Annotated in this window: 16 protein-coding genes; 11 read left to right on the top strand and 5 right to left on the bottom strand. The window is 73.1% G+C overall.

All coding sequences use genetic code 11. The features are described from left to right. Positions 1 to 12 precede the first annotated feature (12 nt). Positions 13 to 954, bottom strand: coding sequence for an ABC transporter substrate-binding protein (locus D7231_RS26085; RefSeq protein WP_120757990.1), 942 nt, complete (start codon positions 952 to 954; stop codon positions 13 to 15). A 401-nt stretch (positions 955 to 1,355) separates the two neighbouring features. Between D7231_RS26085 and D7231_RS26080 the strand changes: the two genes are divergently transcribed. From D7231_RS26080 to D7231_RS26070, 3 genes are read left to right on the top strand one after another with little or no spacing between them, the layout of a single operon-like run. Further along, entirely contained in the window at positions 1,356 to 2,753 is a 1,398-nt protein-coding gene (locus D7231_RS26080) for a DUF6421 family protein (RefSeq protein ID WP_120757989.1), read from the top strand. Positions 2,754 to 2,776: 23 nt separating this feature from the next. Continuing rightward, a complete protein-coding gene (locus tag D7231_RS26075) occupies positions 2,777 to 3,538 on the top strand; it encodes an SDR family NAD(P)-dependent oxidoreductase (protein ID WP_120758127.1) in 762 nt (253 codons plus the stop codon). Further along, on the top strand, positions 3,535 to 4,605 hold the full coding sequence (locus D7231_RS26070) for a threonine aldolase family protein (RefSeq protein ID WP_120757988.1): 1,071 nt from the start codon (positions 3,535 to 3,537) through the stop codon (positions 4,603 to 4,605). The genes D7231_RS26075 and D7231_RS26070 overlap by 4 nt, the downstream gene beginning before the upstream one ends. A 139-nt stretch (positions 4,606 to 4,744) precedes the next feature. Here the strand turns inward: D7231_RS26070 and D7231_RS26065 are convergent, their stop codons facing one another. Continuing rightward, positions 4,745 to 5,476: a lysophospholipid acyltransferase family protein gene (locus tag D7231_RS26065; RefSeq protein ID WP_120757987.1), complete on the bottom strand. Its 732-nt coding sequence runs from the start codon at positions 5,474 to 5,476 to the stop codon at positions 4,745 to 4,747. Positions 5,477 to 5,721: 245 nt separating this feature from the next. On the opposite strand from D7231_RS26065, the gene D7231_RS26060 reads away from it, so the two are divergent. The 5 genes from D7231_RS26060 (at position 5,722) to D7231_RS26040 (ending at position 10,141) form a co-directional block, all read left to right on the top strand. Continuing rightward, the gene (locus tag D7231_RS26060; RefSeq protein ID WP_194959512.1) at positions 5,722 to 6,051 is read left to right on the top strand and encodes a TlpA family protein disulfide reductase; all 330 of its coding nucleotides are present in this window, start codon (positions 5,722 to 5,724) and stop codon (positions 6,049 to 6,051) included. Positions 6,052 to 6,196: 145 nt separating this feature from the next. After that, entirely contained in the window at positions 6,197 to 6,700 is a 504-nt protein-coding gene (locus D7231_RS26055) for a flavin reductase family protein (RefSeq protein ID WP_120757985.1), read from the top strand. A gap of 187 nt (positions 6,701 to 6,887) precedes the next feature. Continuing rightward, positions 6,888 to 7,676 carry an electron transfer flavoprotein subunit beta/FixA family protein gene (locus tag D7231_RS26050; protein ID WP_120757984.1) on the top strand — a complete coding sequence of 263 codons (789 nt, stop codon included), beginning with the start codon at positions 6,888 to 6,890 and terminating at the stop codon, positions 7,674 to 7,676. 57 nt (positions 7,677 to 7,733) lie between these two features. Then, on the top strand, positions 7,734 to 8,696 hold the full coding sequence (locus D7231_RS26045; RefSeq protein WP_120757983.1) for an electron transfer flavoprotein subunit alpha/FixB family protein: 963 nt from the start codon (positions 7,734 to 7,736) through the stop codon (positions 8,694 to 8,696). Between the two features lie 161 nt (positions 8,697 to 8,857). Then, positions 8,858 to 10,141: a DUF6986 family protein gene (locus tag D7231_RS26040; RefSeq protein ID WP_120757982.1), complete on the top strand. Its 1,284-nt coding sequence runs from the start codon at positions 8,858 to 8,860 to the stop codon at positions 10,139 to 10,141. Between the two features lie 628 nt (positions 10,142 to 10,769). Here D7231_RS26040 and D7231_RS26035 read toward each other — a convergent pair. Further along, positions 10,770 to 11,756: a LacI family DNA-binding transcriptional regulator gene (locus tag D7231_RS26035; RefSeq protein WP_241999938.1), complete on the bottom strand. Its 987-nt coding sequence runs from the start codon at positions 11,754 to 11,756 to the stop codon at positions 10,770 to 10,772. A gap of 188 nt (positions 11,757 to 11,944) precedes the next feature. On the opposite strand from D7231_RS26035, the gene D7231_RS26030 reads away from it, so the two are divergent. Both D7231_RS26030 and D7231_RS26025 read left to right on the top strand, forming a co-directional pair. After that, the gene (locus tag D7231_RS26030) at positions 11,945 to 12,916 is read left to right on the top strand and encodes an ROK family protein (RefSeq protein ID WP_120757980.1); all 972 of its coding nucleotides are present in this window, start codon (positions 11,945 to 11,947) and stop codon (positions 12,914 to 12,916) included. A gap of 139 nt (positions 12,917 to 13,055) precedes the next feature. Further along, positions 13,056 to 14,093 carry an NUDIX hydrolase gene (locus tag D7231_RS26025; protein WP_199739460.1) on the top strand — a complete coding sequence of 346 codons (1,038 nt, stop codon included), beginning with the start codon at positions 13,056 to 13,058 and terminating at the stop codon, positions 14,091 to 14,093. Positions 14,094 to 14,335: 242 nt separating this feature from the next. On the opposite strand, the gene D7231_RS26020 is transcribed toward D7231_RS26025, so the two are convergent. Next, positions 14,336 to 15,733, bottom strand: a complete 1,398-nt coding sequence (locus D7231_RS26020) for a dipeptidase (RefSeq protein WP_120757978.1) — start codon at positions 15,731 to 15,733, stop codon at positions 14,336 to 14,338. A 176-nt stretch (positions 15,734 to 15,909) separates the two neighbouring features. Here D7231_RS26020 and D7231_RS26015 point away from each other — a divergent pair, with 176 nt between their 5' ends. Next, on the top strand, positions 15,910 to 17,139 hold the full coding sequence (locus D7231_RS26015; protein WP_241999923.1) for a geranylgeranyl reductase family protein: 1,230 nt from the start codon (positions 15,910 to 15,912) through the stop codon (positions 17,137 to 17,139). Positions 17,140 to 17,222: 83 nt separating this feature from the next. Here the strand turns inward: D7231_RS26015 and D7231_RS26010 are convergent, their stop codons facing one another. Further along, entirely contained in the window at positions 17,223 to 18,122 is a 900-nt protein-coding gene (locus D7231_RS26010) for a DUF2797 domain-containing protein (protein ID WP_120757976.1), read from the bottom strand. Positions 18,123 to 18,197 lie beyond the last annotated feature (75 nt).

Here is an 18,197-nt window from a genome sequence, read left to right as displayed (position 1 = left end):
CTTCCCCGGCGCTCACTTCAGCACCGGGGCGTCGACTGCCTCGGAGAGCCACTTCTTCTCCAGCCGGGCGAGCGTGCCGTCCTTGCGGAGGGAGTCGACGGCGCCGCTGACGCACGAGGTGAGGCGGCTGCCCTTGTCGAGGACGAAACCGAACTGCTCGGGCTTGCCGCCCCCGGCCTCGAACTGGCCGACGACCCGGGCGTCCGTGACCTCGGCGGAGGTGATGTAGAAGGCGGTGGGCAGGTCCACGACGATCGCCTCGACCTGGCGGTTCTTGAGCGCGGTCTTGGCGTAGTCGTTCTTCTGGAAGACGGCGGGCCGCTCGTCGGGCTTGATGACGTCGTTGACGACGTCGAGGCTGGTGGTGCCGACCTGGGCGCCGAGCTTGACGTGCTTGAGGTCGGCGGCGCTCCTCGCCTTTGCCGCGGGGGAGTCCTTGAGGGCGATGACGGCCTGGCGGACGTCGTAGTAGCCGGAGGAGAAGTCGACGGCGCGGCGGCGCTCGTCGCTGACGGAGACCTGGTTGAGGTCGACGTCGAACTTCTTGGCGCCGGGGGCGACGGCGGTGTTGAAGGGCACGGTCTGCCAGGCCACGTCGGCCCGGTCGTACCCGAGCCGCTCGGCGAGGGCGTAGGCGACGGCCGACTCGAAGCCCTTGCCGTTCGAGGGATCGTCGTCCTGGAACCAGGGCGCGTAGGCGGGCTTGTCGGTGCCCACGGTCAGCTTGCCGGGGACCTGCGTGGCCAGTTTCCCCTTCGTGCACGCGGCCGCGGCGGGGGGTGCCGCGGAGGACTTCGAGGAGCCGGAGCCGCCGTCGTCCTGGGGAGCGCAGCCGGCGGCGGCCGCGAGCAGGACGGCGAGGCAGGCGGCGACCGGGGCCGTGCGCGGGCGGCGGGTGGCGGAGGGCGCGGCCGGGGCGGCGGTGCGGCGCGAGGGCCGGTTGGCGTCGGGCATGGCGCGAGACTGGCAGCGTGATCATCGCTCTGTCCAGGTCGGATCACAGACCGTCCGCATACCGGAAGACTGTTGCACGTTCATGAATTCACCGGCGGCGGGCGGGTAGGCCCGGAGGACGCGGGAGAACGGGCCCCGGGGGCCGCCGGGACGGCCGGGAAGGGCCGGGGAGGGCTGGAAATCCCGGGGGATGACCGAAACTCGCCTAGGACAGCACACGGGGTCACTGAGGCTGGTGTGTCGGATATGCGGATATGGGAACACATATGGCGGAGGGGTGCAGGAAAAACAGCGGCTCGACCAGGGGGTCGGCAGGATAATTTGTGGCCTCCCCTCTTGAGCAGGAGAAGCGCGCACGGATACGGTGTCTTAACGCCAAGTTCTCCCGAGGAGGAGCAGCCATGACGGAAATCCTTGCGTCGACGGCGATACGGGCCGACAAATCGACCGCCGAGCCGGTGATCGATCACCCCGCGTGGGCCGAGCTCAAGGACGCTGTGGAAACGATCCGGCCGTGGCAGTCCCGGGACGGCTCCATCGACTTCACCGCGGAGGACGCACCACCGGGCGAGGCCGCCCGGGCCCAGCTGGAGCGCGTCGTCGCGGCCGTCGGGCAGCTCTCGCCGCTCGTGCCGCACGACGCCGCGTACCACACGGCCCTCGTGGCCGACCTGCGCCGCTGGGCGGAGACGGGCTTCGGCGTGCCCGACTTCCTGGACTCGCTCCTCGCCTTCCAGCCCGCCGCCCGGCGCGCCGACGGCCTCCAGCACCTCGTCGTCTTCCCGATGTACACCCAGAACGGCAACCCCGACCGCAATCTCGAGGCCGTCGTCCTGCGCGTCGTCTGGCCCGAGTGGCTCGCCGAGCTGGAGCGCACCCGCTACGACAACCCGCTCTTCCTCGGCATCACCTTCGAGGACTTCACCGCGGGCTACGACACCAACTCCGCCGTCCTCTTCCCGGAGACCATCGCCGTCCGCGAGGCCCCCGAGCGCTTCGCCTGGGGCGGCATCTTCTGCGACCGCGAGGCGGCCCGCTTCCGCCGCGTCACCGAGGCGGCCGTCGAGGCCCTCGGCCTGGAGCTCCCCGCCGACATCCAGGACATGGTCGGCGACCAGCACCGCTGCGAGCAGGCGTTCGTCCTGTGGGACATGGTCCACGACCGCACCCACAGCCACGGCGACCTGCCCTTCGACCCCTTCATGATCAAGCAGCGGCAGCCGTTCTGGATGTACGGCCTGGAGGAGCTCCGCTGCGACCTCACCGCCTTCAAGGAGGCCGTGAAGCTGGAGGCCGAGGGCAACGCGCACGGCCGCGACGTGCAGTACGCCGTCCTCTTCGACCGGATGTTCCGCTTCCCGGTCACCGGCGACCGCGTCCGCAACTACGACGGCCTCGGCGGCCAGCTCCTCTTCGCGTACCTCCACCGCCACGACGTCGTACGCTGGACGGACAACACCCTCCACATCGACTGGGACCGAGCCCCGCAGATCACCAACCAGCTCTGCGGCGAGATCGAGAAGCTCTACCGCGACGGCATCGACCGCCCCAAGCTGGTCCACTGGCTCGCCGCCTACGAGCTGGTCTCCTCCTACCTCCCCCCGCACCCCGGCTCGGTCTGGGCCAAGGGCCCCGAGGCCCTCGACCTCACCCAGCCGCCCCGCAAGCTCGTGGACGACGTGCTCCCGGACGAGTTCCCGCTCAGCATGTTCTACGAGGCGCTTGCCAAGAAGCTGCGGCACGTGATCGCCTCGACCAAGGGGATCACCGCGGCGAAGGCCCAGCAGGTGGCCGCGTGAGCAAGCAGACGAAGGAGACGACCATGAGCACTCCCACCAACGGCAACGGCCGGCTGGACGGCGCCGTCGTGGCTGTGGCGGGGGCCGCCGGCCCGGCCGGCCGCGCCACGCTGCTGCGACTGGCCGAGGCCGGAGCGACGGTCGTCGCCTCCGACGCGGACGCGGCCCGCCTCGCCGAGGCCGTGGACGCCGCACGCTACGCCCACGGCGGCGCCACCGTCACCGGCGACACCGTGGACCTGCTGGACCTGGAGGCCACGCGCCGCTGGGTGGACCGCACCGAGAAGGAGTTCGGCCGCATCGACGGCCTGGTCCACCTCGTGGGCGGCTGGCGCGGCTCGGCCACCTTCGCCGAGACCGACCTCGCCGACTGGGAGCTGCTGGAGAAGCTGCTCATCCGCACCGTGCAGCACACCTCGCTCGCCTTCGAGCCCGCCCTGCAGCGCAGCGGCAACGGCCGGTTCCTGCTCGTCAGCGCGGCGGGCGCCAGCAAGCCCACCGCGGGCAACGCCGCCTACTCCGCCTCCAAGGCCGCCGCCGAGGCGTGGACGCTCGCGCTCGCCGACTCCTTCCGCAAGGCGGGGGGCGAGGGCCCGCCGCAGGCCGCCGCTGCCATCCTGATCGTCAAGGCACTGGTGCACGACGCCATGCGCGCCGAGCGCCCGAATGCGAAGTTCGCGGGCTTCACCGACGTCAAGGACCTCGCCGAGGCGATCGTCGGCGTCTGGGAGAAGCCCGCCCAGGAAGTGAACGGAACCCGTCTGTGGCTGACTCCGCAGGTATGACCGACAAGACCGACGCGATACGCCGCCACGACCCGGAGGTCCGCGGGTTCGCCAGCGACAACTACGCGGGCGCCCACCCCGAGATCCTCGCGGCGCTCGCCGTCGCCAACGGCGGGCACCAGGTCGCCTACGGCGAGGACGACTACACCGCCCACCTCCAGGACGTGATGCGCGGGCACTTCGGCCCCACCGCCGAGGCGTTCCCCGTCTTCAACGGCACGGGCGCCAACGTCGTCGCCCTCCAGGCCGCGACCGAGCGCTGGGGCGCGGTCATCTCCGCCGCCACCGCGCACATCAACGTCGACGAGTGCGGGGCGCCCGAGCGCGTCGGCGGCCTGAAGCTGCTCACCGTGCCCACCGAGCACGGCAAGCTCACCCCCGAGCTCATCGACCGCGAGGCCTTCGGCTGGGACGACGAGCACCGGGCGCAGCCGCAGATCGTCTCGATCACCCAGACCACCGAGCTCGGCACGTGCTACACGCCCGAGGAGATCCGCGAGATCTGCGACCACGCCCACGAGCGGGGCATGAAGGTCCACCTGGACGGCTCGCGCATCGCCAACGCCGCCGCCACCCTGGGCGTCCCCCTGCGGGCCTTCACCACCGACGCCGGCGTGGACCTGCTCTCCTTCGGCGGCACGAAGAACGGCCTGGTCTTCGGCGAGTGCGTCGTCGTCCTGAACCCGGACGCGGTCCGGGCGATGAAGCACCTGCGCAAGATGTCCATGCAGCTCGCCTCCAAGATGCGCTTCGTCTCGGCCCAGTTCGAGGCCCTGCTCAGCGGCGACCTGTGGCTGCGCAACGCCTCGCACGCCAACGCCATGGCCGCGCGCCTGGCCGAGCGCGTACGGGCCGTCGAGGGCGTGGAGATCCTGCACCCGGTGCAGTCCAACGCCGTCTTCGCCCGGCTCCCGCACGACGTGAGCGAGCGCCTCCAGAAGCGCTACCGCTTCTACTTCTGGGACGAGGCGGCCGGCGACGTCCGCTGGATGTGCTCCTTCGACACCACCGAGGCCGACGTCGACGCCTTCGCGGCGGCCCTGGCCGAGGAGATGGGCAGGCAGTAGCAGCCGCCCCGGGAATGGCGAAAGGCGCCCGGCCGCGAGTGCGGCCGGGCGCCCTTTGCCGTGACGGGTACGTTGCGTTTTTGCCGTGACGGGTGCGCTGCGTTCTGCGTCCCGTGCTCTGCGTCCTGTGCTCTGCGCTCTAGCGGCGCCGGTCCATCGCCGCCGCCATGTCCGGCGTGGGCGCCGTGCCGCCGAGGTGCGCCGGGATCCACCAGGTGTCGTCCGCGTCCTTCGTCCGCACCGGGTAGGCGCGCTGAGCCGCCTCCAGGAGCTCCTGGACGCGGGAGCGCAGCCGGTCGCTGAGGGTGTCCGGGTGCTCGTCCGCCCCGGGGGTCAGCGGCTCGCCGACCCGTATCGAGATCGGCACGTGGTTGCGGCCCAGGTCACGCTTGTGCCCCTTGGTCCACAGCCGCTGCGTGCCCCACAGCGCCATCGGCAGCAGCGGCACCCCGGCCTCCTGGGCGAGCCGGGCCGCGCCGGACTTGAAGTTCTTCAGCGTGAACGACTGGGAGATCGTCGCCTCCGGGAACACCCCGATGATCTCGCCGGAGCGCAGCGCGGTCAGCGCGTGCTTGTAGGCGTCCATGCCGGCCGCGCGGTCCACGGGGATGTGCTTCATCGCGCGCATCAGCGGACCCGACACCTTGTGCCGGAACACCGACTCCTTGGCCATGAAGCGCACCAGCCGCTTGGCGGGGCGGGCGGCCATCCCGCAGAAGACGAAGTCGAGGTAGCCGATGTGGTTGCTCACCAGGACCGCCCCGCCCCGAGCGGGGACGTGCTCGGTGCCCTGGATGTCGAAGCGCAGATCGAGCGCCTTGAACATGGTGCGGGCGACACCGATCACCGGGGGGTAGACGAGCTCTGCCATCGAGGGGGGATCCTTCCGGGCCTGGGGAGGGGGCTCCCGGGCTAAGTTACGCCGCCGTAGGGTTCGGCTTCTGCCAGATCGTGCCCGAATGCCCGGCCCGGGGCCAGCGAGGACGCCCCGGCGGCCGGGAGATCCTCATCACGTCGGTGCCGGGAGGCGGGGAATTCCCGGGGAATCCCGAGGAATTTTCTCCGTACCGCGCGGTGCTGCACCGATGGAAAACACGACGGGAAGAGGGGCAGAACGTGCACGAGGGTGACGGCGGCGGGCCGCGGCTGGGGGCCGCCGACATCGGCGGGGAGCTCGGGGCACGGGCCACGCTCGTCCAGTTCTCCAGCGCCTTCTGCCAGCCCTGCCGGGCCACGAGACGGACTCTGGAACAGGTCGCGGGCATGGTCGAGGGGGTCGCGCACGTCGAGGTCGACGCGGAGGCGCACCTCGCGCTCGTGCGGGCCCTGGACATCACCGCGACGCCGACCGTCCTCGTCCTCGACGCCGCCGGGCGCATCGTGCGCCGCGCCGCGGGCCAGCCGCGCAGGGCGGACGTCATCGCGGCGCTCGGGGCGGCGGTGTGAGCGGCCGCGGGAATCCCGTGGTCCCGGCGTTCGCCGTGATCCGTCTCCCATCTCCGAGGCTGCCCTTGACGCTTCACGCCGCGAATCGTCAGGGTGACGTTATGTGGCCAGGACCGGCTCGACCCACCAGCAGAAGGACAGTTTCATGACGGCCATGCCCGGGCTCGGCACCTCCCTCGCCACTCCGGAACTGCTGCGCTCCGTCTTCCGCCGGCACGCCGCCGGAGTCGCCGTGATCACCGCGCAGGGCGCGCGCCCGGTCGGCTTCACGGCCACCTCGCTCACCTCCGTGGCCGCCGAGCCGCCCCTCGTCTCCTTCGGCGTGGGCACCGGCTCGTCCAGCTGGCCCGTACTCGCCGACGCCGAGCACGTCGGCGTGCACATACTCGGCGAGCACCAGAGAGAGCTCGCCGGCACCTTCGCGCGCAGCGGCGCCGACCGCTTCGCCCCGCCCACGCGCTGGCGCCCCGGGCCGGAGGGCGTGCCGCTGCTGGACGGCGTCCTGGCGTGGCTGGTGTGCCGCGTGGTGGCCAAGGTGCCCGCGGGGGACCACCGTCTCGTGCTCGCCGAGGTCGTCGCGGGTGACCCCGCCGGAGCGGGGAGCCCGCTCGTCTACCACCAGGGGCGCTTCAACGGTCTGCGGGACTGAGACGTCCCGCGTTCGCACGTTGGACAGATCACAGCCGACCGGCCTTGCGCCCGGCTGAACGGGTCGCTGTACTGACGAGTAACATTCCGTTCGGGGCGCGGCCCGCAACGGGCGGAATCCGCCCCACAAGGCGCCTATGCTGCCTGCCAAGGCAGCTACGAAGAGACGATGCAGTAGGAGAGCCGGCGTGAGCTTGAGGATCGTTGTCACTGTGAAGTACGTGCCCGACGCCACCGGCGACCGGCACTTCGCCGAGGACCTGACCGTCGACCGCGACGACGTGGACGGCCTGCTCTCGGAGCTCGACGAGTACGCGGTCGAGCAGGCGCTGCAGATCAAGGAGGCGGCCGACGACGACGCGGAGATCACCGTCCTGACGGTCGGCCCCGAGGACGCCAAGGACGCGCTCCGCAAGGCGCTTTCGATGGGTGCCGACAAGGCCGTCCACGTCGAGGACGACGACCTGCACGGCACCGACGCCCTCGGCACCTCGCTGGTGCTGGCCAAGGCCCTGGAGCACGTCGGCTACGACCTGGTCGTCTCCGGCATGGCTTCCACCGACGGCGGCATGGGCGTCGTCCCGGCGATGCTCGCCGAGCGCCTCGGCGTCCCGCAGGTCACCCTGCTCTCCGAGGTCAAGGTCGAGGGCGGCAAGGTGACCGGCCGCCGCGACGGCGACGCCGCCAGCGAGCAGCTGGAGGCCTCCCTCCCGGCCGTGGTCTCCGTGACCGACCAGTCCGGCGAGGCGCGCTACCCGTCCTTCAAGGGCATCATGGCGGCCAAGAAGAAGCCGGTTCAGTCCCTGGACCTCTCCGACCTCGGCCTGGAGGCCGAAGAGGTCGGCCTGGAGGGCGCCTGGACCAAGGTCGACGAGGCCACGGAGCGCCCGGCCCGCACGGCCGGCACCGTCGTCAAGGACGAGGGCGAGGGCGGCAAGCAGCTCGCCGAGTTCCTCGCGGGCCAGAAGTTCATCTGAGCTCTCTGATCCCGAACGAACCGTCACCCGCCCCACTTTTTCCGCAGGAGCAACGCCATGGCTGAAGTCCTCGTCTACGTCGACCACGTGGACGGTGCCGTCCGCAAGCCCACCCTCGAACTGCTCACCCTCGCCCGCCGCGTCGGCGAGCCCGTCGCCGTGCACCTGGGTGCCGGTGCGGACGCCGCCGCCGCGACGCTGGCCGAGTACGGCGCGGTGAAGGTCCTCACGGCCGACGCCGCCGAGTTCGCCGACTACCTCGTCGCGCCGAAGGTCGACGCGCTCCAGGCCGCGTTCGAGGCCGTCTCGCCGGTCGCCGTGCTCGTCCCGTCCTCCGCGGAGGGCAAGGAGATCGCCGCCCGCCTCGCCGTCCGCATCGGCTCCGGCATCATCACCGACGCCGTCGACCTGGAGGCCGGCGACGAGGGCCCGGTGGCCACGCAGTCCGTCTTCGCGGCCTCGTACTCCACCAAGTCCCGCGTCACCAAGGGCACCCCGGTCATCACGGTCAAGCCCAACTCCGCCGCCCCGGAGGCCGCCCCGGCCGCCGGCACGGTCGAGCAGCTCGCCGTCTCCTTCGGTGAGAAGTCCACCGGCACGAAGGTCGTCTCCCGCACCCCGCGCGAGTCCACCGGCCGCCCCGAGCTGACCGAGGCCGCGATCGTGGTCTCCGGCGGCCGCGGCGTCAACGGCGCCGAGAACTTCGCCATCATCGAGGCCCTCGCCGACTCGCTCGGCGCGGCCGTCGGCGCGTCCCGCGCCGCGGTCGACGCCGGCTGGTACCCGCACACCAACCAGGTCGGCCAGACCGGCAAGTCGGTCTCCCCGCAGCTCTACATCGCGGCGGGCATCTCCGGTGCCATCCAGCACCGGGCCGGCATGCAGACCTCGAAGACCATCGTGGCCATCAACAAGGACGCCGAGGCACCGATCTTCGACCTGGTCGACTACGGCATCGTCGGTGACCTCTTCGAGGTCGTTCCTCAGCTGACCGATGAGGTCAAGACCCGTAAGGGCTGACCCGCCTCGCGGTTTCTTCACCAGGCCCCCGCACGCTTGTCGCGTGCGGGGGCCTGTTTGTTGTGCCTGCTGTGCCTGTTGACCGGTTCCGGTCGCCTCGATAGCTTCGCCCGCGCGGACGGTCGGTTCCGTGCAGCGGAAACGTGGAGGGTGGGCGGGTTATGGGGCAGCGGCAGTCGGTTGCTACGACCTTTACGGGTGTGGTGAAGGAACGCATCGGCGCCTCTCTTGCCGGCGTCGACGCCGACCTTGCGCGGCGCTATCCCGGTGACCCGGGTACGCGGCAGCCCGTGCACACCGTTTACGTTCCCGCTGATGTTTTCGCTGCGGATACGGTGCGGTTCTGGGGTGATCAGGCGCTTGCCTCGCTTGATGAGCATGCGCCTGACGCGTCTTCGCTGGCTGCGGTGCTCGGTCTCTCCGAGGGGCTTGCGGTGCCGGTTTACGAGCGGGTGCGGGGCAAGCTGCTGCGGGAGCCGGTGGAGGACCTCCGCATCGACTTCGAGGACGGGTACGGGCCGCGGTCCGATGCGGAGGAGGATGCGGCGGCGGGGCGGGCGGCGGGGCTTGTGGCTGCGATGTGCGGGGGTGGGGGTGGTGCCGGCAGTGCGGCGCCGCCGTTTGTGGGGATCCGGATGAAGTGTCTGGAGGCCGCCGTTCGGGAGCGGGGGATCCGGACGCTGGACATCTTCCTGACCGGGCTGATGGAGGCCGGTGGCCTGCCCGCAGGGCTGATGCTCACGTTGCCCAAGGTGAGTTACGCGGAGCAGGTCGCCGCCATGGCTGAGCTTGTGGGGGAGTTCGAGAAGGCGCGGGGGCTGGAGCCGGGCCGCATCCGCTTCGAGATACAGATCGAGACCACGCAGGCGGTCCTCGGGGCGGACGGGCGCGCCACGGTGGCGCGGATGATCGACGCGGGGGCGGGGAGGGTTGGTTCGCTGCACTACGGGACGTTCGACTACAGCGCGTCGTGCGGGGTCGGGGCGGCGTACCAGGCGCTGGACCATCCGGTGGCCGACCATGCGAAGGCCGTGATGCAGGTGGCTGCCGCGGGGACCGGGGTGCGGCTGTCCGACGGGGCGACGAATGTGCTGCCGGTGGGGTCTGCGGCTCAGGTGCATGAGGCTTGGCGGCTGCACTTCGGATTGGTGCGGCGGTCGTTGGCGCGGGCGTACTACCAGGGGTGGGACATGCATCCCGGGCATCTTCCGACGCGGTACGCGGCGGTGTACGCGTTCTACCGGGAGGGGCTGGGGAGTGCTGCGGCTCGTTTGGACGCGTATGTGAACCGGGCCGGTGGTGACATGCTGGACGAGCCTGCTACGGCGCGGGCGCTGAGCGGGTATCTGCTGCGGGGGATGGATTGCGGGGCGGTGGATGAGGGCGAGGTGACGGCTTTGACGGGGCTGGGGCGGGAGGGGCTGGAGGGGTTGGCGGGGCGCTGAGGTGGGGCGGTTCGGTGGGTGGTGGGTGCGGGGCGGGGGCTCCGGGGCAGGGGTCCGGGACCGTATATTTACGGGCCCGTTCCCCGCGTTTCTTTCGTGCCCTCTTCCTCATCGGGCCCGCAAATACACGTCAGCGTCCCGGACCCCTACCCCTGCGCCCCCACCCCTCCCGCCCGTCCCCGACTGCCGGTGCCGCGCCGGGTGCCTTCCTTTCCGCCGCCGCGGTGGTCCGCCCCCACCGGGGGCTCGGCGGTCCCGTGCGGGCCCAAGCGCTTTGCCCGGCTGGGGTTGGTCGGCCAAGGGGCCGTGGCGCCCCTTGTTTCCGCCGTCGCGGCGATCGGCCCCCACCGGCGATCCCGGCGGTGCCGTGCCGGGCGTAAGCGCCTTGTCCCCGGCGGGGGTGGTCGGTCAAGGGGCCATGGCTCCTTGTTTCCTCCGCCGTGCTGGTTCGCCCCCGCCGGGGATTTCGGCGGTGCCGTGCCGAGCTGAGCATCCTGTCCCCGCCAGGGGGCGACTGGTCAAGGGGTAGGTCGGCGCCCCTTGTTCCGCCGGCGTGGTGGTTCGCCTCCCGCCAGGGATCCCGGCGGTGCCGGGCTCGGCGTACGTATATCCGCCCTGTGGGCTACCGTCACGCCTCCGGGCGGAGTTCGCCTGAACCCCTTGTGATCAGGCGGGTGGGCAGCACCACCCGCCGCGGCGGTTCGGTTGCTCCGTCCAGGCGGCGGAAGAGTTGTTCGGCGGCGGTGCGGCCCAGGCGGGCCGCGTCCTGGGCTACGACGGTGACCGCCGGTGAGAGCAGGTCGGCGAGTTCGAGGTCGTCGAAGCCCACGAGCGCGACGCGGCGGGGCACGCGGGCCAGAACGCGTACCGTCGTCGCCGTCACCCGGTTGTTCCCCGTGAACAGCGCCGTCACCGGCTCCGGGCCGGCGAGCATGCGTTCCGTTTCGGCGCGGACGCGCTCGGGCGTCGTGGGGCCGAGGGACACCCAGGACTCGTCCACGGGCAGGCCCGCGTCCGCCATGGCCGCGCGGTAGCCGCGCAGCCGCTCCGCGGCGGTGTGGATGCGCGGGCGGTCGCCGATGAAGCCGATGCGGCGGTGGCCGTGGGCGGCGAGGTGGGCCACGCCCTCGCGCGCACCGCCGAAGCTGTCGGAGAGGACGGCGTCGGCGTCCATCCGGCCGGCGGGCCGGTCGACGAAGACCGTGGCGATGCCGGCCGCGATCTCGGGTTCCAGATAGCGGTGGTCGTCGCCGGCCGGGATGACGATGAGGCCGTCGACCCGGCGGGCGCAGAACGCCAGGGCGAGCTCCCGTTCGCGCTCCGGATCCTCCGCGCTGGAGCCGTTGATGAGCAGGGCGCCGTGCGCGCGGGCGACTTCCTCGACGGCCCGGTTGAGGGGGGCGTAGAAGGGGTCGGCGAGGTCTTCGAGGACGAGTCCGATGGAGGCGGTGCGGCCCTTGCGGAGGATCCGCGCGCTGTCGTTGCGCCGGAAGCCCAGTGCGGTGATGGCGTCCTGGACGCGCCGCTCGGTGTCGGGGGTGACGCCCGGCTCGCCGTTCACCACCCGGGAGACGGTCTTGAGGCCGACGCCCGCGCGGGCCGCCACGTCCTTCATCGTCGGGCGGGCGCCGTAGCGGGGCGAGGGGCTGCGGGTGGGCTGGGCGCTGCTCGGCACGGGGCTCGTCCTTACCGGGGGGCGGAGCGGGGTGACGTCGAGCATAGAGCCTAGACAACGTTGTCAGATCCGGACAGACTGGCGTTCGCAGAGCCTGCACCCTTGCCCGACCAGGAGAGATCGTCCCCATGCGCACCGACTTCGCCGACCTTGTCGCGGCCCTCGACATCGGCGGCACCAAGATCGCGGGCGCGCTGGTGGACGACCGCGGCCGGCTGCTGGCCCGCGCGCAGCGGCCGACGCCGGCGCGCGAGGACGGAGCCACGGTGATGGGCGCGGTGGCGGCGGTGATCGACGAGCTCAAGGGCGCGGCGCACTGGGCGCGCGTGCGGGCGGTCGGCATCGGCAGCGCGGGGCCGGTGGACGCTTCCCGAGGGACCGTCAGCCCGGTCAACGTCCCGGGGTGGCGGGACTATCCCCTGGTCGCCGAGGTGGCGCAGCGGGTGGGCGGGCTGCCGGTGGTGCTCGTCGGCGACGGCGTGGCGATGACCGCGGCCGAGCACTGGCAGGGCGCCGCCCGGGGGCGCGCGAACGTCCTGTGCATGGTGGTGTCCACCGGGGTGGGTGGTGGCCTGGTGCTGGGAGGTCGCCTGCACACCGGTCCCACCGGAAACGCCGGCCACATCGGGCACATCAGCGTCGACCTCGACGGGGATCTCTGCCCCTGCGGCGCCCGCGGCTGCGTCGAGCGCATCGCCAGCGGCCCGAACATCGCCCGGCGCGCGCTGGACGCCGGCTGGCTGCCGGGCCCGGACGGCGACCGGAGCGCGGCGGCCGTCGCGGCGGCGGCCGGGGCGGGGGACGCCGTGGCGCGCGCCTCGTTCGAGCGGGCCGCGCAGGCGCTGGCCGCGGGCATCGCCGCGACCGCGACGCTGGTCGAGATCGAGGTCGCCGTCATAGGCGGTGGCGTGGCGGGCGCGGGCGAAGTGCTCTTCGCGCCGCTGCGCGAGCGCCTGCGCGACTACGCGACGCTCTCCTTCGCCTCCGGCGTCGAGGTGCTGCCCGCCCGGCTCGGTTCCGACGCGGGCCTCGTGGGGGCCGCCGCGGCGGCGGCGCAGCGGTTCGGCCTGTGGGGGACGCGGGAGCCCGGCCCGGCGTAGAGCGCACCGGACAGCGGCAGTACGCGCCGCTGCCGCGATGGACGCACCCGGAGGGCGCCCCGGCACCGTGCCCCTCGCAAGCGTTTCCATGGCAAGGTGTTCCGGGCACTTCACAGGGGGCTACGGAGAAGGGGGAACCGTGATCGTCTGGCTGAACGGCGCGTTCAGTGCGGGGAAGACCAGTACGGCCAGGGAACTGACCGAGCTGATCCCGGACAGCACCCTCTACGACCCCGAGGTGATCGGCGGGGCGCTGAAGTACCTGCTGCCGCCCAAGAGAATGGGCGAGGCTAGCGACTACCAGGACCTGCCGGTCTGGCGGCGGCTGGTCGTGGACGCGGCGGCGGCCGTGCTCGCCGAGGTCGGCGGGGTGCTCGTCGTCCCCATGACGCTGCTGCGCCAGGAGTACCGGGACGAGATCTTCGGCGGGCTCGCCGCGCGCCGCATTCCGGTGCGACATGTGCTGCTGACTGCGGATGAAACGATCCTGCGCGGACGGATCGCCGGCCGCGAGGAGTTCCCGGACGACCCCGGCCGCAGCGAGTCCGTCCGGCAGTGGGCGCTGGACCACATCGCCCCGTACCGCGAGGCGCTGCCGTGGCTGCGCTCCGACGCGTACGCCGTCGAGACCGGTCATCTGACGCCGCGTGAGGTGGCCGAGCGGGTCGCGGACGCCGTGCGGAGCGGGGCCGCCGGCGCTTGCCGGATCGTCCAGACTCCGGAGCCGACGGCCGAGACGCTCGCCGCGGGGGTGCTGCTCTTCGACGAGGAGGACCGGGTCCTGCTGGTCGACCCGACCTACAAGCCGGGCTGGGAGTTCCCCGGCGGGGTCGTGGAGCCGGGCGAGGCGCCCGCCCGCGCCGGGATGCGCGAGGTGGCCGAGGAGATCGGCATCGAACTCCCCGCCGTGCCCCGCCTGCTCGTCGTCGACTGGGAGCCGCCCAAGCCGCCCGGCTACGGCGGCCTGCGCTTCCTCTTCGACGGCGGGCGGCTGGCCGGGGCCGACGCCCACCGGCTCCTGCTGCCCGGCGCCGAACTGCGCGGCTGGCGCTTCGTCACCGAGAGCGAGGCGGCAACCCTGCTGCCGCCCGTACGGCTGAGCCGGCTCCGATGGGCCCTCCGCGCCCGCGAACAGGGCCGCCCCCTCAACCTCGAAGCGGGGGTCCCCGTCGGCTGAGCGCGCGGCCTGCGGCGGCCCGGCACGTACCCCGGGCCCGGCGCGTACGTCGTGAGCCGTCGGTTCGTCACACGCGGCGGACGACAGCGGAATGCGTACGCACCGGGGCCGCGCGCAGGCCGTGATCCGTCGCGCAGCGGCGGACAAGATCGCCCGCCGCAACGGCGCAACCCCACGACCGCGAGGTCCGGCGGCATGCGCGTCCGCCCGCTCCGTACGGTGGCACGCCCCGCCGGGACGGCCTACCGCTTCGTTTCCGCGTAGCGCCCCAGGAACAGCGCCTCCGCCAGGGAGAGCCGTTCCAGCTCCTCCGGCGAGACGCTCTCGTTCACCGCGTGGATCTGCGCCTCCGGCTCGCTCAGCCCGATCAGCAGGATCTCCGCCTCCGGGTACAGCGCGGTGAGCGTGTTGCACAGCGGGATCGAGCCGCCCATGCCGGAGATCTGCATCTCCTGGCCCGGGTAGGCGATGCGCATGGCGTCGGCCATGGCCGTGTACGCCGGGCTGCCGGTGTCCGCGCGGAACGCCTGGCCCTGGCCGACCTGCTCCACCGCGACGCGCGCGCCCCACGGGGCCGCCGCCGTCAGGTGCTCGGCGAGCAGCTTCGTCGCCGTGACGGCGTCCGTGCCCGGCGGCACGCGCAGGCTGATCAGGGCCCGCGCGCCCGCGTGCACCGACGGGGTGGCCCCGACGACCGGCGGGCAGTCGATGCCCAGGACCGTGACCGCGGGGCGCGCCCACAGCCGGTCGGCGACCGTGCCGGAGCCGATCAGCTCCACGCCGTCGAGGACCTTGGCGTCCTTGCGGAAGTCCTCCTCCGGGTACTGCATGCCCTCCCAGCTCGCCGCCGCCTCGTCCTCCAGGCCGGTGACGGTCGTCGAACCGTCCTCGGCGCGCAGCGAGTCGAGCACGCGGATCAGCGCCGCCAGCGCGTCGGGCGCCGCGCCGCCGAACTGGCCCGAGTGCAGATTGCCCTCCAGCGTGTCCACCTGGACGCGGACGAGCGTCATGCCGCGCAGCGTTGCGGTGGCGGTCGGCAGGCCCACACGGAAGTTGCCGGCGTCGCCGATGACGATGCTGTCCGCGGCCAGCAGCTCCGGGTGCGCCGTGGCGTAGCGCTCCAGGCCGCCGGTGCCCTGCTCCTCGGAACCCTCGACGATCATCTTCACGTTGACCGGCACGCCGCCGTGCTCCTTGAGCGCGCGCAGCGCCGTCAGGTGCAGGACCACCCCGCCCTTGCAGTCGGCCGCGCCGCGCCCGTACCAGCGGCCGTCGCGCTCGGTCAGCTCGAACGGCGGCGAGATCCAGGCGGCCTCGTCCAGCGGCGGCTGCACGTCGTAGTGCGCGTAGAGCAGCACGGTCGGGGCGCCGGCGGGGCCCGGGAGGTAGCCGTAGACGGACTGGGTGCCGTCGGGGGTGTCGAGCAGGGCGACGTCCTGGAAGCCCTCGGCGCGCAGCGCGCCCGCCACCCAGTCAGCGGCGGCTTCGCACTCGCTCTTCGGGAACTGCGCCTCGTCCGCCACCGACCGGAAGGCCACCAGCTCGGCCAGCTCGGTGCGGGCGCGGGGCTGCAGCGCGGCGACGGTGGCCGCCAGCTCGGCCGGGACCGGCCCCGGCTGGTGGTTCGAGGACGCTTCCATGGAACGCTCCTTGTGGACGCGGCGTTGTATCCGTACGAATGGGCGATTGTGCCGTCGATCCTCCCACGCCCGCCGCCCGCGGCACCCACGGCCTTCCCGTGGCGGGGCCGCGGAGGGCTGGCCGTAGGATGCGGCAGGTAGCCGAAGCCGGTGATGGAGCGGGAGTAGAAGCACAGGTGAGCAGCGACAACGCAGCCCAGGGCGCGGTGCGGGGCGAGGGCGGGGACCGGGAGCCGGTGTGGGACGTCGTGGTGGTGGGTGCAGGGCCCGCCGGGGCCTCCGCCGCCCACGCCGCCGCCTCCGCCGGCCGCCGGGTGCTGCTCCTGGAGAAGGCGGAACTGCCGCGGTACAAGACGTGCGGCGGCGGCATCATCGGGCCCTCGCGGGACTCCCTCCCGCCCGGCTTCGAACTGCCGCTGCGCGACCGCGTCCACGCGGTCACCTTCTCCCTGAACGGCAAGCTGACGCGTACGCGCCGCTCCAAGCGGATGCTGTTCGGCCTCATCAACCGGCCCGAGTTCGACGCCGCCCTGGTGGAGGCCGCCAAGGACGCCGGCGCCGAGGTGCGCACGGGCGTGGCCGTGGCGCGCGTGGAGCAGCACGGCCCGGCCGTGCCCGACCGGCGCACGGTCGCCGTTGTGCTCGCCGGCGGCGAGACCGTCCTCGCCCGCGCGGTCGTCGGGGCCGACGGCAGCGCCGGGCGCATAGGAGCACATGTGGGGGTGAAGCTCGCCGAGGTCGACCTCGGTCTGGAGGCCGAGATCCCCGTGCCCCCGACGGTCGCGGAGGACTGGGCCGGGCGCGTGCTCATCGACTGGGGCCCGATCCCCGGCAGTTACGGCTGGGTCTTCCCCAAGGGCGACACCCTGACCGTGGGCGTGATCTCGGCGCGCGGTGAAGGCTCGGCCACCAAGCGGTACCTGGAGGACTTCATCGCCCGCCTGGGCCTCGCGGGCTTCGAGCCCAGCATTTCCTCCGGCCACCTCACCCGCTGCCGCTCGGACGACTCCCCGCTCTCCCGCGGCCGCGTCATCGTCTGCGGTGACGCCGCGGGGCTGCTGGAGCCGTGGACCCGCGAGGGCATCTCCTTCGCCCTGCGCTCGGGCCGCCTGGCGGGCGAGTGGGCGGTCCGCATCGGCGAGGCGCAGGACGCGGTCGACGCCCGCCGGCAGGCCCTCAATTACGCGTTCGCCATCAAGGCCGGGCTGGGCGTGGAGATGGGCGTCGGGCGCCGCATGCTCACCTTCTTCGAGCGCCGTCCCGGCCTGATGCACGCCGCGCTCACCGGCTTCCGCCCCGCGTGGCACGCCTTCACCCGGATCACCCGGGGCCAGACGACGCTCGCGGAGATCGTCCGGACCCACCCGGTGGCCCGCCGCGTGCTCTCCACGGTCGACCGCCCGTAGCCTCCCGGCTTCGCCCCGCGCGGTGGGGCGAGCGCGTCTGCTTCCCGGTCGGCTCGGCTGAACCCGCCGTCCGCCGCGGCGGGTCAGAACAGCGCCTCGGGGCCGGCGGCCGGGGGCGGCTGCGTCAGCACCTCCGCGGTGGTCGCCGCCCCCGGCGCGGCGGCGGCGAGCGCCCACCCGGCCAGCTGCCGCGCGTCCACCAGCAGCTGCCGCCCGTCCGCCGCGTCCAGATACACATCGGGCCCGGCCACGGCGGCGACCGTGCCCGCTATCGTGCGCCCGGGCGCGAGAACGACCGTCCCGCAGCCCGGCCGCAGCCGGTCGAGGTGGAAGGCCGTGTCGTGATGCACGGGCGCGAACGGCAGCACGGCCAGCGACTCCGGCAGCGTGCCGAGCCCGCACGCCTGCGCGTGCAGGCCCGCCAGCTCGGCCGTCCGCAGCTCCTGGGCCGGCGCGAGGCACCGGGCGACCCGCTTGGCGGCGTACGGGATGCGGTCGGGGACCGACAGCGCCGCACCGAGCACGGCCTCCGCACGGCGCGCGGCCATCAGCGGCCCGCGACCCAGCAGGGCGTAGGACAGCGCGCCCTGTTCGAGCAGGCGGACGCCCTCGCGCTCGGCGGCGGTGATCCCGACCTTCACCGCGCCGGGCACGGACCAGGCCAGGTACACGTCGTACGGGCGCGGGTCGTCGAGAGCGGTATCGGCCGCGACGGAGTGCGAGCGGTCGAGCCGTGCGCACTCCGCGCACTGCGCCGACACCGCCGCGTACGTCACCTCCGCGCCCACGGGGCACGGGGTGCGCCGGCCGCCCCTGCGGACCCCCACGCACCGCCGCGCGGTACCCGTCGTGAACGCGACCGGGCGCCCCGCGGGCAGCGGAGTGCCGCGCTCCCCGTGTGCGGGGTGCAGCCAGACGAGGGCCGGGCCGGCGGCCCCCCAGCGCACCCCGCCGCAGCGCCACTCTCCCTGCTCGGCTCCCATGGCCCACCCCTTCCGTCCACGCCCTCGGATTGTGTCAGCCGCCACTGACAACGCCGCCGCGCGGCGGGAGCCGTG

Source organism: Streptomyces klenkii, assembly GCF_003626645.1.
Taxonomy (GTDB): domain Bacteria; phylum Actinomycetota; class Actinomycetes; order Streptomycetales; family Streptomycetaceae; genus Streptomyces; species Streptomyces klenkii.
Note: the sequence above shows the minus strand (reverse complement) of the source record. Positions and strands in the feature narration are given on the sequence as shown.

Excerpts from the sequence above, each read along its gene's own strand:
- D7231_RS26085 (WP_120757990.1), bottom strand. The coding sequence starts at position 954 with ATGCCCGACGCCAACCGGCCCTCGCGCCGCACCGCCGCCCCGGCCGCG.
- D7231_RS26080 (WP_120757989.1), top strand. The coding sequence starts at position 1,356 with ATGACGGAAATCCTTGCGTCGACGGCGATACGGGCCGACAAATCGACC.
- D7231_RS26075 (WP_120758127.1), top strand. The coding sequence starts at position 2,777 with ATGAGCACTCCCACCAACGGCAACGGCCGGCTGGACGGCGCCGTCGTG.
- D7231_RS26070 (WP_120757988.1), top strand. The coding sequence starts at position 3,535 with ATGACCGACAAGACCGACGCGATACGCCGCCACGACCCGGAGGTCCGC.
- D7231_RS26065 (WP_120757987.1), bottom strand. The coding sequence starts at position 5,476 with ATGGCAGAGCTCGTCTACCCCCCGGTGATCGGTGTCGCCCGCACCATG.
- D7231_RS26055 (WP_120757985.1), top strand. The coding sequence starts at position 6,197 with ATGACGGCCATGCCCGGGCTCGGCACCTCCCTCGCCACTCCGGAACTG.
- D7231_RS26045 (WP_120757983.1), top strand. The coding sequence starts at position 7,734 with ATGGCTGAAGTCCTCGTCTACGTCGACCACGTGGACGGTGCCGTCCGC.
- D7231_RS26040 (WP_120757982.1), top strand. The coding sequence starts at position 8,858 with ATGGGGCAGCGGCAGTCGGTTGCTACGACCTTTACGGGTGTGGTGAAG.
- D7231_RS26035 (WP_241999938.1), bottom strand. The coding sequence starts at position 11,756 with ATGAAGGACGTGGCGGCCCGCGCGGGCGTCGGCCTCAAGACCGTCTCC.
- D7231_RS26030 (WP_120757980.1), top strand. The coding sequence starts at position 11,945 with ATGCGCACCGACTTCGCCGACCTTGTCGCGGCCCTCGACATCGGCGGC.
- D7231_RS26020 (WP_120757978.1), bottom strand. The coding sequence starts at position 15,733 with ATGGAAGCGTCCTCGAACCACCAGCCGGGGCCGGTCCCGGCCGAGCTG.
- D7231_RS26010 (WP_120757976.1), bottom strand. The coding sequence starts at position 18,122 with ATGGGAGCCGAGCAGGGAGAGTGGCGCTGCGGCGGGGTGCGCTGGGGG.